A 13,368-nucleotide genomic window follows, 5' to 3' on the forward strand; every position below is an offset into this window, starting at 1 on the left:
CTACACCGCACCGGGTGCCGCGGCCGTCAGGTGAGGAACCCGCGCAGCAGCGCGGCGGTGCCCGCGCAGTGCTCGCGCAGGACGGCCCTCGCCCCTTCGGCGTCCGCGTCGAGGATCGCCTCCACGGCGGCGGCGTGCTGGTGCTGGGCGTGCTCCAGGTTGCGCACGAGCAGGGGTATGCAGTCCAGCAGGTCGTTGACGGTGGCCCGCACCGCGGCGTACTGGGCCGCCAGGCTGGGGGAGCCGGCCAGTTCGACGAGGGCGAGGTGGAAGAGGGTGTCCTGGCGGCGGTAGTCCTCCAGTGGCGCGTCCCCCGTCGCCGCCAGGGCCGTCCGCAGCCGCCGGGCCCCGTCCCGGGCGAGCGGGCGGGAGGCGCACAGCTCGGCCGCGCCCGTCTCCAGCACCTCGCGGAAGCGCAGGACGTCCTCCAGGTCCACCGCGGCGACGCGGCGGCGCAACTCCCTCGACGCGTCCCCGTCCTGCCGCCCGGCCCCGCGCTGCCGCACGAACGTGCCCCCGTACCGGCCGCGCCGGCTCTCCACGAGGCCCTGCTCCGCCAGCACCTTCAGCACGTCGCGCAGGGTGACGCGGCTGACGCCGAGCCGCTCGGCCAGCTCCCGCTCGGCGGGCAGTCGTCCGCCCGCCGGCACCAGCCCCAGCCGCAGCACCTGGAGCACCTGCTCCAGTGCCTCCTCGAAGCCGTTGCCCGCCCGCACCGGGCGCAGCACGGGTGCCAGTCGGTCCCGCGCGTCCGCCTCCCCGCCGCCGCCCGCCCCGGGCTCCGGGCGCTCCTGGTCCTCCTGGTGCTCCGGGCGCTCCGCCATGGCCGTCCCCTTCCCTCCAAAGGTCTTCGGTACTACCTTATGGCTTCCGAAGGCTCGGACAGGAGGCCCGCCCGTGGCAGACCGCACACCCCCGCTCTCCGTCGGAGAGCTCCGCGGACTCGTCGACACCGGTGAGATCGACACCGTGGTCCTGGCGTTCACCGACATGCAGGGACGGCTCCAGGGCAAGCGGTTCGCCGCACGGTACTTCCTCGACGAGGTCCTGCACCACGGCACCGAGGGCTGCAACTACCTCCTGGCCGTGGACGCCGACATGAACACCGTCGACGGATACGCCATGGCGTCCTGGGAGCGCGGCTACGGCGACTTCGCCCTGCACGGCGACACCGCCACCCTGCGCCGCACACCCTGGCACCCCGGCACCGCCCAGATCACCGCCGACGTCGCCTGGCACGACGGCTCGCCGGTCACCGCCTCACCCCGGCAGATCCTGCGCCGCCAGCTCGACCGGCTGGCCGAGCGCGGCTGGACCGCGTACGCGGGCACCGAGCTGGAGTTCATCGTCTTCCGCGACACCTACGAGGAGGCGTGGAACCGCGGCTACCGGGGGCTCACCCCCGTCAACCAGTACAACGTCGACTACTCCGTCCTCGGCACCGGCCGCATCGAGCCGCTGCTGCGGCGCATCCGCAACGAGATGGGCGCCGCCGGCCTCGCCGTGGAGTCGGCCAAGGGCGAGTGCAACCTCGGCCAGCACGAGATCGTGTTCCGCTACGACGACGCGCTCACCACCTGCGACCAGCACGTGCTGTACAAGACCGGGGCCAAGGAGATCGCCGCGCAGGAGGGCTACGCCCTCACCTTCATGGCCAAGTACGACGAGCGCGAGGGCAACTCCTGCCACGTCCACCTCTCCCTGCGCGACGCCGCCGGGACGCCGCTGCTCGCCGACCCCCACGACGTGCACGGCATGTCCGCGCTCATGCGCCACTTCCTGGCCGGGCAGTTGGCCGCCCTGCGGGAGTTCACCCTCCTGTACGCGCCCGGCATCAACTCCTACAAGCGCTTCAGGCCCGGCTCCTTCGCCCCCACCGCCGCCGCCTGGGGGCCCGACAACCGCACCTGCGCCCTGCGCGTCCTGGGCCACGGCCCGGGGCACCGGCTGGAGAACCGGCTGCCCGGCGGCGACGTCAACCCCTACCTCGCCCTCGCCGGGATGATCGCCGCCGGGCTGCACGGCGTCGACGCGGAACTCCCCCTGCCCGACCCCTGCACCGGCAACGCCTACGCGGGCGACGCCCCGCAGGTCCCCGCCACCCTGCGGGAGGCCGCCGCGCTGTGGCGCGGGAGCGCCACGGCCCGGGCCGCGTTCGGCGACGACGTCGTCGACCACTACGCCACCATGGCCAGGGTCGAGCAGGACGCCTACGACACCGCCGTCACCGACTGGGAGCGCTACCGCTCCTTCGAGCGCATGTGAGGTGTGCCCCCGTGAGCAACCAGACCCCCGAGAGCGACACGTCCGCCCCGACGCCGGACGTCCACGAGCTCCGGGTGACCGATCCGGCCACCGAGGAGCTGATCGCCACCGTGCCGGGCACCCCGCCCGCCGAGGTGGACGCCGCCGTCCGCAGGGCGTGTGCCGCCCAGCCCCGCTGGGCGGCCCTCCCCCCGGGGGATCGGGCCCGCCGGCTGCGGAGGTTCGCCGACGCCGTCGACGCGCACCGCGAGGAGCTCGCCCTGCTGGAGGTCGCCGAGGCGGGCCACCCGATCGGCAACGCCCGCTGGGAGGCGGGCAACGTGCGCGACCTCCTGGAGTACGCGGCCGGCGGGGTCGAACGCCTGACGGGGCAGCAGATCCCCGTGCCCGGAGGGGTGAACCTCACCTTCTGCGAGCCGCTGGGCACCGTCGCCGTCATCGCGCCCTGGAACTTCCCCATGCCCGTCGCGGCGTGGAGCACCGCCCCGGCTCTCGCCGCCGGGAACGCCGTCCTGCTCAAGCCGGCCGAGACGACGCCGCTCACCGCGCTGCGCCTGGCCGAGCTCGCCCTGGCGGCGGGGCTGCCCGAGGGCCTCTTCCAGGTGCTGCCCGGCGCGGGTTCCGTCACCGGGCGGGCACTGGTGGACCACCCCGGCGTCGCGAAGGTCGCCTTCACCGGATCCACGGCCGTCGGCAAGGAGGTGATGCGCCGCTGCGCCGCGCACGTCAAGCGGGTCACCCTGGAACTGGGCGGCAAGAGCCCGAACATCGTCTTCGCCGACGCCGACCTGGAACGGGCCGCGGCCGCCGCGCCCGCGTCGTTCCTCGACAACACCGGCCAGGACTGCTGCGCGCGCAGCCGCATCCTCGTCCAGCGGGAGGTCTACGACCGCTTCCTGGCGCTGCTCGAACCCGCCGTGCACGCCTACACCTGCGGCGACCCCCGCGATCCGGGCACCGCCATGGGACCGCTGGTCTCCGCCGCCCAGCGCGACCGCGTCCGCTCCTTCGTCACCGAGGACGCCCCCGCCGCCATCCGCGGCACCGCGCCGCGGGGCAGGGGCTACTGGTACCCGGCCACCGTCCTGGAGGGCCGCCCCGGGGACCGCGTCGCGGTGGAGGAGGTCTTCGGGCCCGTGGCCGTGGTGCTCCCCTTCACCGACGAGGCCGACGCCGTCCGGCAGGCCAACGCCACCCCCTACGGGCTGGCCGCGTCGGTGTGGACACGCGACGGCGCCCGCGCCCTGCGCACGGCCCGGGCCGTCGGCGCGGGCAACCTCTCCGTCAACTCGCACGCCGCCGTGCGGTACTGGACGCCCTTCGGCGGCTACAAGCAGTCCGGACTCGGCCGTGAGCTGGGACCGGGCGCCCTGTCCGCGTTCACCGAGACGAAGAACGTCTTCATCAGCACCGAGGAGCAGCAGTGACCGGAACCGAAGCGGACGCGCGGCACGACGGAGCGGTGTGCCGCAGGCTGGTCGGCCGGACGGCCGTCGTCACCGGGGCCGGCAGCGGCATCGGTCTGGCGACCGCGCGGCGGCTGGCGTCCGAGGGCGCCCACGTGGTGTGCGCCGACGTCGACCCCGAGCGGGGCGAGGCCGCGGCCGAGGAGACCGGCGGCCTGTTCGTGGCCGTCGACGTGACCGATCCCGCGCAGGTCGAGGCGCTGTTCGCGACGGCGCACGACACCTACGGGTCCGTCGACGTCGCCTTCAACAACGCCGGCATCTCCCCGCCGGACGACGACTCCATCCTCACCACCGACCTGGACGCCTGGCGCCGCGTGCAGGACGTCAACCTCACCTCCGTCTACCTGTGCTGCAAGCACGTCATCCCGTACATGCGGCGCCAGGGGCGCGGCTCGATCATCAACACCGCCTCCTTCGTCGCCAAGATGGGCGCCGCCACCTCGCAGATCAGCTACACCGCGTCCAAGGGCGGGGTGCTCGCGATGTCCCGGGAGCTGGGTGTGCAGTTCGCCCGCGACGGCGTCCGCGTCAACGCGCTGTGCCCCGGCCCCGTCAACACGCCGCTGCTGACCGAGCTGTTCGCCGCGGACCCGGAGCGCGCTCGGCGCCGCCTGGTGCACATCCCGCTCGGCCGCTTCGCCGAGCCGGAGGAGATCGCCGCGGCCGTGGCGTTCCTCGCCAGCGACGACGCCTCGTTCGTGAACGCGGCCGAGTTCCTCGTCGACGGCGGTATCGCGGGCGCCTACGTCACCCCGCTGTAGCCCGCGCGGGCGGCCCGCGCGGGAGAAGGCACCGCGCCGGGCCGGGCCGGCCGACCGCCCCGCCGCACGGGACCGTACCCCATCGGTCCGGGCGCGGGGCGGTCGTCGTCCGTTCGTGCGCAACTTCTCCGGCACGCCCGCGCCGGGCGGCAGGCTGCGGTCCGTATCCGGGGGACCGTGCGACGTAGGAGGAACGATGCGACCCAACCGACGTGCGGCGAACGGGCCCGTGCCGACCCGGCTCGGGCTGGTCACCATCGCCGCGGTCATCCTGATCGCCGTCGCCGCGATGCTGGTCGCGCTGCAGGGCGGCAGCGGCCGGGCCGAGGTCACCGGCGCCTCCGACACCGAGCCGGTGCCCGTCCCGGCCGGTGGCGGACCGCACGCGGACGGCGGTACCCACTCGGACGCGGACGGCGCGGTGCCCGAGGGCGGTGACATCGGCACCGTCACCGAGGTCGACCGGGAGTTCCTCGTCGCCGTGCGGCAGGCCGGGCTGTGGGAGATCCCGGCCGGCCGGCTCGCCCAGACCAACGCCTCCAGCGAGGCCGTCAAACGGGCGGGGCTGCACCTGATGGACGGGCACGCCGAGCTGGACCAGCTCGTGCGGGAGGACGCCCAGCTCCTCGGCGTCGAGATCCCGAACGAGGCCACCGCCGAACAGCGGCGGTGGGTCGAGCAGCTGCGCGAAGCGGAGGGCGCCGAGTTCGACAAGCTGTTCGCCAACGTGCTGCGCGCCTCCCACGGCAAGATCTTCGCCACCATCGGCAAGGTGCGGGGGGCCACGCAGAACGACCTCATCCGCCGCCACGCGCGGCAGGCCAACCAGACGGTCCTGGACCACCTGGAGGTCCTGGAGGACACCGGGCTCGTGGACGCCGCGACCTTCGAGGAGGTCGAGCGGGCCGTCTCCGGCTGAGCGGGGCGCGAACGACCCGGCCCGAAGCCGCCGGTGCCGGTGGGAGCGGCTTGCCGCACCCACCGGCACGCCCCGTAGAGTGACGCACACACCATGACCGACGGGTCCGCGGCCGGCCGCCGCGGGCCGAACGGCCGACCCGCTCACCGGGACGGCACGCGACGCGCGAGGGGGTGCCGGTGAGCACTGAGGCGGATCCGGCGAGCGCATCCCCGCCGCCGCCCCGACGGCCCGCCGGCTCCCCGCGCCCGGACACGCCCCGCTCCTCCCCGGCGCCGCCCGCGCCGCGCACCGCCCTCCCGGTCCAGCCCGGCCCGCCACCGCCGGAGCGACTGCCCGCCCTCCCGCGGCGCGCCCCCGGCCCCGACGTCCCGGCTCCCCCCACGGCCGTTCCGGCGCCCTGGCCCCCGGACGGACCCGAGGGGCCGCCCCCCGCCGCCCCCGCACCGCCCGCGCCCCCGGCACCCCCGCCCCGCGGGCGGTCCCGCGCCGCGGCCGCCGCCCTGTGCCTCGTCCTGGGCGTGGGCCTCCTCGGCGGCGGCGTCGCGGGCGCGTGGCTGCGGGGCGGCCCGAGCGGCGGGCCGAGCACCGAGGAGACCTTCCGGGCCGCCCGCGACCTGTGGCGCGAGGTGCCCGTCGACACCCTCTTCCCGCCCGAGCTGACCGGGGAGAACGCCGGTCCGGGCGGCGCCGACCGCCGCTGGATCCGCGCCGCCGTCGCCCCCGACTCCGGCTGTGCGCAGGCGTTCGACGAACTGCTGGCCAAGGCGCTCGCGCCCGTCGGCTGTCTGCGCCTCCTGCGCGCCACCTACGTGGACGAGACGTCCTCCACCCTCACCACCGTCGGCGTCGTCTTCACCAAGGCCGACCCCCCGGCCCTGCGGGAGCTGCGCGAGCGGTTCACCGACCGGGACGGCGAGCACTTGGAGAGCCGCACCGACCTCATGCCCCGCCCGTACGCGGAACGCGGCACGGACACCGCCGGATTCGGCGACGCGCAGCGGGCCAGCTGGACCGTCCGCGTCGGCACCTCCCTCCCGGTGGTCGTCTACACCGTCTCCGGCTTCGCCGACGGGCGTACCGTCAGCGATCCGCAGCCCGCCGGGCGCGCGGTCCGGGACGGGGAGACCAGCGCCGCCGCCCAGGCCGGGCTCGGCCACGCCTCGCAGGGCATCGCGGGCCTCGTCGAGGACGCCCTGAGCGACGCCGCGTCCGACGCGGTCCGGGAGGGGCGGTGAACGGCGCACGCGGCACCGGCCGCACCCGGCCCGCGGGCGCCCTCCTGCTCCTCGCCCTCCTGGTCGTGGGCTCGCTCCTGACGGCCCCGGCGGCACACGCGGACACCATCCGCGAACGCCAGTGGCCGCTGGACGCCATCGGCGCCCGCCAGGCGTGGGAGACGACCAGGGGCGCGGGCGTCACCGTCGCCGTCCTGGACACCGGGGTCGACGCCGGTCATCCGGACCTGTCGGGGGCGGTCGTCGAGGGCAAGGACATGGTGGGCCTCGGGGCCGAGCCCGGCGACGAGGCGTGGGCCCGGCACGGCACCGCGATGGCGGGCATCATCGCCGGACGCGGCCACGGGCCGGACCGTGCGGACGGTGTCCTCGGTGTGGCCCCGGAGGCCACGGTCCTGCCGGTGCGGGTGCTTCTGGAGGAGGCGGACCCGGCCCGCGAGGAGGCACGCGACGCCGAGGGAGGCGGCGCGCTCGCCGAGGGCATCCGCTGGGCCGTCGACCAGGGCGCCGACGTCATCAACCTCTCCCTCGGCGACGACAGCGCCTCCGCCCACCCGGACCCGGAGGAGGACGCCGCCGTCCGGTACGCGCTGCGCCGGGGCGCCGTCGTGGTGGCCTCGGCGGGCAACGGCGGCGAGGACGGCGACCCGGTCTCCTACCCGGCGGCCTACCCCGGCGTGATCGCCGTCACCGCCGTCGACCGCTACGGGGAGCGGGCCCCCTTCTCCACCAGCCGCTGGTACGCCACCGTGGCCGCGCCGGGCAAGGACGTGGTGATAGCGGACCCCGACCGGCGCTACTACCGGGGCTGGGGCACCAGCGCCGCCGCCGCCGTCGTCTCCGGCACGGTCGCCCTCGTCCGCTCCGCCCACCCGGAGCTGAGCCCGGCGCAGATCAAGCGGCTCCTCGCCGATACCGCCGACGCCACCCCGGCGGGCGGGCGCAGCGACGCGCTCGGCACCGGAGTGGTCGACGCGGCCGCCGCCGTCGAGGTCGCGGCGACGCTGGAACTCGGCCCCCGGCGCCCCCGGGCACGGGAGCACGCGGCCGAGTACTTCGGCCCCGGACCGGCGCCCCGGTCCGGCGGGGCGCCCGGCTGGCCCGCCGTCGCCGCCTGCGCGGCCGGCGTCGTCCTGGTCGCCGGCGCGGTGGGCCTCCACACGAGCGGACGCCCGCGCCGCAGGCAGTGACGCGCGGGGGCTACCCTCGTCGGGTGGTGCTCAAGAACATCCCCGACCCCGGCTTCGCGGACGACGACGGCTCCGCCGACCCGGCGCTCGCCGAGGCGCTGACCGCCTGGTCCGAGGACCGCGGCGCCGAGCCGCGCGTCCTGGCCGCCCTGGCCCGGGCGCGGCTCCTCGTCCCGGTCGTCGCCCTGCTCGGCGAGGTGGAGACGGGCCCCGACGGGCTGCGCCGAGAGAAGACCAGCGACATGGCGGTCCCCACGCTCACGGCCCCCGGCGGGCGCAAGGCGCTCCCGGTGTTCACCTCCACGCGGTCGCTCGCGCGCTGGCGCGAGGACGCCCGCCCGGTCGCCGTCGACCTGGGGCGGGCCCTCCGGGCGGCCGCGCACGAGCGGGCCGACACCCTGGTCCTCGACCTCTCCGGGCCGGTGACCTACCAGCTCACCGGGGCCGCGCTGCGGGCCGTGGCCGCCGGACGGGCCGACGACGCCGGCCCGCTCGCCGACCCCGCGGTGACGCACGCGGTGCGGACGCTCGTCGCGGCCGACCCCGGCGTGGCCCGCGCACACCTGGGCCCCGGCGGACGGGCCGACGGCACTCTGGCGCTGGAGCTGGCCCCCGGTGCGCCGGCGCGGGAGACGGCCTCCCGCGTCGCCGGTGCCCTGGCGGCCGACGCGGTGCTGCGCGAGCACCTCGTCCGGGGCCTGGAGCTGGCCCTCGTGCCGCCGGGGACCGAGCTGCCGGGGACGCCGCTGTTCAGCCGTACACCGGGCCGGTGAACTTCTCGCCGGGCCCCTGACCCGGCTCGTCCGGGACGACGGACGCCTCGCGGAAGGCCAGCTGCAGGGACTTCAGGCCGTCCCGCAGCGGCGCCGCGTGGTAGGAGCCGATCTCGGTCGCGCTCGCCGTCACCAGCCCGGCCAGCGCCTGGATCAGCTTCCTCGCCTCGTCCAGGTCCTTGTGCTGCTCGCCCTCCTCGGCCAGACCGAGGTTCACGGCCGCCGCGCTCATCAGGTGCACCGCGACGGTGGTGATCACCTCGACGGCCGGGACGTCGGCGATGTCGCGCGTCGCGGCGTCGAAGTCGGGCGCCCGCCCGGCGCCGGGTCCGCCCGCGGTCTCGGCGGGCCGGGTCTCGTCCGGGCCGGGGGAGGGGACGGCGTCGCTCATCGTCGTTCTTCGCTTTCTCGCAGCCGGAGGGTCGCGGACCAGCCTAGGCTCACCCCCGCGCCCGCCCCGACCGGCCCCGTGGCGGCCCCCGCCCCCGGGCCGCGACCCGGGGGCGGGGGCCCCGGAGCTCGTGTAACATGGACGACGACCGGTCGGACGTCCGCGCGCCAGCGCGGTTGCCCGGCCCGCAAGTGGAGGCTCCGATCTCCCACCTGTACCGGCCTCGCGGCCGGCAGGTCAAAGGTCAGGTCGCGCCCCGCGGTGAACGCGGCGGTGCTCCCGGTCTGTGCGGAGCCCCGTCTTGTGTCCCGTCCGGGGCGTTTCTCACGTCGCGCCCATGACGGGTCGGTCTCACCACACAGAAACGTGACGCGGCTGTCCGCCAGGCAGTTGCGTGGTGCTACCTAGGAGGCCCCATCAGCGCCGAGCCCCGCATCAACGACCGGATTCGCGTCCCCGAGGTGCGACTCGTCGGTCCCAGTGGCGAGCAGGTCGGCATCGTGCCGCTTGCCAAGGCCCTGGAGCTCGCACAGGAGTACGACCTCGACCTGGTCGAGGTGGCCGCGAACGCACGGCCGCCCGTGTGCAAGCTCATGGACTACGGGAAGTTCAAGTACGAGTCGGCCATGAAGGCCCGTGAGGCGCGCAAGAACCAGGCGCACACGGTCATCAAGGAGATGAAGCTCCGGCCGAAGATCGATCCGCACGACTACGACACCAAGAAGGGTCACGTCGTCCGGTTCCTCAAGCAGGGTGACAAGGTCAAGATCACGATCATGTTCCGCGGTCGTGAGCAGTCGCGTCCGGAGCTGGGCTTCCGGCTGCTGCAGCGCCTCGCGGAGGACGTCCAGGAGCTGGGGTTCATCGAGTCGAACCCCAAGCAGGACGGCCGCAACATGATCATGGTGCTTGGTCCGCACAAGAAGAAGACGGAAGCCATGGCCGAAGCCCGGCAGGCGCAGGCAGCCCGCAAGGAAGCACAGCGAGGTGCCGCTCCCGCCGAGTCCGCCGAGGAGCCGGCCGAGGCGTGAGCCTCGCCGGGGCCGCCGGGCCCCGGTACGTCCCACCAGAAACAGCTGACGTTCCCGCCTGCCCGCCCCTTCCGGGCGCAGCCGACGGGAACGCCACCGATGAGGAGAGAACGGCGACATGCCGAAGAACAAGACGCACAGCGGTGCGAGCAAGCGCTTCAAGATCACCGGCTCCGGCAAGGTGATGCGTCAGCGCGCCGGTCGCCGCCACCTTCTCGAGCACAAGCCGTCGACGCTGACGCGCCGTCTTGCGGGCAAGACCGAGATGGCTCCGGCCGACGCCAAGAAGATCAAGAAGCTTCTCGGCAAGTGAGCCGACGGCCCGCCCTCCGGGGCCGGGCCTCGCTCGACACCGGGACCTCATCGAAGTCCGGGCCGCGCGCACCCACCGCGGCCCCGCTACAAGGAGTTAACACGTGGCACGCGTCAAGCGGGCAGTCAACGCCCACAAGAAGCGCCGGGCGATCCTCGAGCAGGCCAGCGGGTACCGCGGCCAGCGCTCGCGCCTGTACCGCAAGGCGAAGGAGCAGGTCACCCACTCGTTCGTCTACAACTACAACGACCGCAAGAAGCGCAAGGGCGACTTCCGTCAGCTGTGGATCCAGCGGATCAACGCCGCCGCCCGCGCCAACGGCATGACCTACAACCGCTTCATCCAGGGGCTGAAGGCCGCCGAGGTCGAGGTGGACCGCAAGATCCTCGCCGAGCTGGCCGTCAACGACCCGAACGCGTTCGCCGCGCTCATCGAGGTCGCCAAGAAGGCGCTCCCGAGCGACGTCAACGCGCCGAAGGCCGCCTGAGCCCCGGCTGAGCCCTTCGCACCGGACCCGCAGGCCGCCCGGCCTGCGGGTCCGGCGCGTGTCCGGCCCGCCGGAGCGCCCCGGCGGGCCGTCCAGGCCAGCTGCCGATCCCGCACCGACGAAAGGCGAGAACCGCCGCACCATGGGCACTGCCGAGCTGATCTCCCCGCGCAACCCCCGGGTCGTCTCCGCCCGGCGGCTGGCCCGCCGCGCCACCCGCGCCCGGGAGCGCCGTTTCCTCGCCGAGGGCCCGCAGGCGGTGCGCGAGGCCGTCGCCCACCGCGGCACCCTGAGCGAGCTGTTCGCCACCGAGGAGGCGTGCGCACGGCACGCCGAGATCGTCGGCGCCGCCCGGGAGGCCGGGGTCCGGGTCTCCCTCGCCTCCGACGCGACGATGGCGGACATCTCGCAGACCGTCACACCGCAGGGCCTGATCGGGGTGTGCCGGTTCCTGGACACGCCCTTCGACGCCGTCCTGGCCGCGCGCCCCCGCCTGGTCGCCGTCCTCGCCCACGTCCGGGACCCGGGCAACGCCGGCACGGTGCTGCGCTGCGCGGACGCCGCGGGGGCGGACGCCGTCGTCCTCACCGACGCCTCCGTCGACCTGTACAACCCCAAGTCGGTACGGGCCTCGGCCGGTTCGCTCTTCCACCTCCCGGTCTCCGTGGGGGTGCCGGTCGCGGCGGCCGTGAGCGGTCTGCGGGAGCACGGCGTGCGCGTCCTGGCCGCCGACGGGGCGGGCGCGTCCGACCTCGACGACGAACTGGACCGGGGCGCCATGGGCGGCCCCACGGCGTGGATCTTCGGCAACGAGGCGTGGGGCCTCCCGCCGGAGACCCGGGCACTGGCCGACGCGGTCGTGCGCGTCCCCCTGCACGGCCGGGCGGAGTCCCTCAACCTCGCCACCGCCGCCGCCGTCTGCCTCTACGCCTCCGCACGGGCCCAGCGCCGCCCCTGACCCGGGGGAGCGGCGCACGGACTACAATACCCCGAGGGGTACCTCTGAAGGAGGATGCGTGGAACTGGACATGGCGGCCGACGAGCTCAGGAGCGTGCTCAACCGGTTGCGGCGGGCGCAGGGGCAGATCGCGGGGATCATCCGGATGATCGAGGAGGGCCGGGACTGCGAGGACGTCATCACGCAGCTCGCGGCGGTCTCGCGGGCCCTGGACCGGGCCGGGTTCGCGATCATCGCGACGGGCCTGCAGCACTGCATGGCCGAGGGCGGGCAGGCGGACGGGGACCGGGACCGCATGCGCGCCCGGCTGGAGAAGCTGTTCCTGTCGCTGGCCTGAGCCCGGCCCCTCCCCGCCACCGGGCCGGGATCCGGCCGCGACCGGGGCCGGAAAGCACCGATGGGCCCCCCGAAGGGGGGCACCTGCGCCGTATGGCTGTGGGGCGGTGACCCGCGTGAGTAAGGTGCGGGGTCGAGGCGCACGGGGGAAGGGGACCACCACATGCCGGACACGGCCTGGCTCGGGCTGGAGCCGGACGACCTGCCCGACGGACTGGTCGTCGCCGACGAACGCGGGCTGGTGGTGTGCTTCAACGCCGCCGCCGCCCGCATCGCCGACCGCCGGCCCGAGGAGGCCCTCGGCCACCCCATCGACCGGGTGCTGCCCCTGCAGGACCTGGAGGGCCACCGCTGGTGGCAGGCGACCGACCCCTACGGCGGCCCGGCCATCCGGCGCGGCCAGCCGGAGCGGAACCTGCTGCTGCCGGGGGGCCGCGAGGTGCTCGTATCGGCCCGCTACGTGCGCACGCGCCCCACCGGCCCGGTGCGCCGGCTCGTCGTGTCCCTGCGCGGCACCGAGGCCCGGCGCCGCTCCGAGCGGCGCCACGCCGAGCTCATCGCCACCGTCGCCCACGAGCTGCGCTCCCCGCTCACGTCGGTGAAGGGCTTCACCGCGACCCTCCTGGCCAAGTGGGAACGCTTCACCGAGGACCAGAAGCGCCTCATGCTGGAGACCGTCGACGCCGACGCGGCCCGCATCACCCGCCTCATCGCCGAACTGCTCGACATCTCACGCATCGACTCGGGCCGGCTGGAGCTGCGGCGCCGTCCGGTGGACGTCGCCGCCGCCGTGTGCCGCCACGTCGAGGGGCACCTGGCGGCCGGTGAACCGGCGGAGCGCTTCGCGCGCCACGTCACCGGCCCGCTGCCCGCGCTGTGGGCCGACCCGGACAAGCTGGACCAGGTGCTGGGCAACCTGCTGGAGAACGCCGTGCGCCACGGCGCGGGAACCGTCACCATCGAGGTGGCCCCCGCGCCGCCCGGCCGGGCGGTACCGGAGGGCATCACCGTCACCGTGAGCGACGAGGGCCCCGGCATCCCGGAGGAGTCCATGAGCCGTGTCTTCACCCGGTTCTGGCGGGGCAGCAGGCGCGGCGGCACGGGGCTCGGCCTCTACATCGTCAAGGGCATCGTCGAGGCCCACGGGGGCTCGATCACCGTCGGCCGCTCCGCGGCGGGCGGCGCGCAGTTCCGGTTCACCCTGCCCGTGGCGGTGCCGGCCGTCCTGGCGTGATCA

Annotated in this window: 15 protein-coding genes; 13 read left to right on the forward strand and 2 right to left on the reverse strand. The window is 75.3% G+C overall.

Translation table 11 applies throughout. The features are described 5' to 3' along the window. Nucleotides 1–26: 26 nt before the first annotated feature. Nucleotides 27–824: a FadR/GntR family transcriptional regulator gene (locus IF129_RS08390; protein ID WP_191208888.1), complete on the reverse strand. Its 798-nt coding sequence runs from the start codon at nt 822–824 to the stop codon at nt 27–29. Nucleotides 825–897: 73 nt separating this feature from the next. Here IF129_RS08390 and IF129_RS08395 point away from each other — a divergent pair, with 73 nt between their 5' ends. The 7 genes from IF129_RS08395 to IF129_RS08425 all read left to right on the forward strand — a co-directional run bounded on the left by IF129_RS08395 (nt 898) and on the right by IF129_RS08425 (nt 8,615). Then, nucleotides 898–2,265 (forward strand): glutamine synthetase family protein, encoded by a 1,368-nt coding sequence (locus IF129_RS08395; protein ID WP_191208889.1) that lies wholly within the window; start codon nt 898–900, stop codon nt 2,263–2,265. A gap of 11 nt (nt 2,266–2,276) precedes the next feature. After that, nucleotides 2,277–3,692 carry an aldehyde dehydrogenase family protein gene (locus tag IF129_RS08400; protein WP_191208890.1) on the forward strand — a complete coding sequence of 472 codons (1,416 nt, stop codon included), beginning with the start codon at nt 2,277–2,279 and terminating at the stop codon, nt 3,690–3,692. After that, nucleotides 3,689–4,495 (forward strand): 3-oxoacyl-ACP reductase, encoded by an 807-nt coding sequence (locus IF129_RS08405; protein ID WP_191208891.1) that lies wholly within the window; start codon nt 3,689–3,691, stop codon nt 4,493–4,495. Before IF129_RS08400 ends, IF129_RS08405 begins: the two co-directional genes overlap by 4 nt. 196 nt (nt 4,496–4,691) lie before the next feature. Beyond that, a complete protein-coding gene (locus IF129_RS08410; RefSeq protein WP_224754613.1) occupies nt 4,692–5,414 on the forward strand; it encodes a DUF4142 domain-containing protein in 723 nt (240 codons plus the stop codon). Nucleotides 5,415–5,593: 179 nt separating this feature from the next. After that, nucleotides 5,594–6,652 (forward strand): hypothetical protein, encoded by a 1,059-nt coding sequence (locus IF129_RS08415; RefSeq protein WP_191208892.1) that lies wholly within the window; start codon nt 5,594–5,596, stop codon nt 6,650–6,652. After that, nucleotides 6,649–7,842: a type VII secretion-associated serine protease mycosin gene (gene mycP / locus IF129_RS08420; protein ID WP_191208893.1), complete on the forward strand. Its 1,194-nt coding sequence runs from the start codon at nt 6,649–6,651 to the stop codon at nt 7,840–7,842. Before IF129_RS08415 ends, mycP begins: the two co-directional genes overlap by 4 nt. 23 nt (nt 7,843–7,865) lie before the next feature. After that, entirely contained in the window at nt 7,866–8,615 is a 750-nt protein-coding gene (locus IF129_RS08425; RefSeq protein ID WP_191208894.1) for an SseB family protein, read from the forward strand. On the opposite strand, the gene IF129_RS08430 is transcribed toward IF129_RS08425, so the two are convergent. Beyond that, entirely contained in the window at nt 8,593–9,006 is a 414-nt protein-coding gene (locus IF129_RS08430; RefSeq protein WP_191208895.1) for a DUF1844 domain-containing protein, read from the reverse strand. The genes IF129_RS08425 and IF129_RS08430 overlap by 23 nt on opposite strands. 416 nt (nt 9,007–9,422) lie before the next feature. On the opposite strand from IF129_RS08430, the gene infC reads away from it, so the two are divergent. From infC to IF129_RS08460, 6 genes are all read left to right on the forward strand, one after another. Then, nucleotides 9,423–10,037 (forward strand): translation initiation factor IF-3, encoded by a 615-nt coding sequence (gene infC / locus IF129_RS08435; protein ID WP_191209137.1) that lies wholly within the window; start codon nt 9,423–9,425, stop codon nt 10,035–10,037. A gap of 118 nt (nt 10,038–10,155) precedes the next feature. After that, a complete protein-coding gene (gene rpmI / locus IF129_RS08440) occupies nt 10,156–10,350 on the forward strand; it encodes a 50S ribosomal protein L35 (RefSeq protein WP_093850868.1) in 195 nt (64 codons plus the stop codon). A gap of 103 nt (nt 10,351–10,453) precedes the next feature. After that, on the forward strand, nt 10,454–10,837 hold the full coding sequence (rplT, locus tag IF129_RS08445) for a 50S ribosomal protein L20 (RefSeq protein ID WP_191208896.1): 384 nt from the start codon (nt 10,454–10,456) through the stop codon (nt 10,835–10,837). Nucleotides 10,838–10,979: 142 nt separating this feature from the next. Next, on the forward strand, nt 10,980–11,795 hold the full coding sequence (locus IF129_RS08450) for a TrmH family RNA methyltransferase (protein WP_191208897.1): 816 nt from the start codon (nt 10,980–10,982) through the stop codon (nt 11,793–11,795). Between the two features lie 58 nt (nt 11,796–11,853). Then, complete coding sequence (locus tag IF129_RS08455) at nt 11,854–12,132, forward strand: metal-sensitive transcriptional regulator (protein WP_191208898.1); 279 nt, start codon at nt 11,854–11,856, stop codon at nt 12,130–12,132. A gap of 162 nt (nt 12,133–12,294) precedes the next feature. Further along, nucleotides 12,295–13,365: a sensor histidine kinase gene (locus IF129_RS08460; RefSeq protein ID WP_191208899.1), complete on the forward strand. Its 1,071-nt coding sequence runs from the start codon at nt 12,295–12,297 to the stop codon at nt 13,363–13,365. Nucleotides 13,366–13,368: the final 3 nt, after the last annotated feature.

This window comes from Streptomyces chumphonensis (assembly GCF_014779715.1).
GTDB lineage: Bacteria > Actinomycetota > Actinomycetes > Streptomycetales > Streptomycetaceae > Streptomyces > Streptomyces chumphonensis.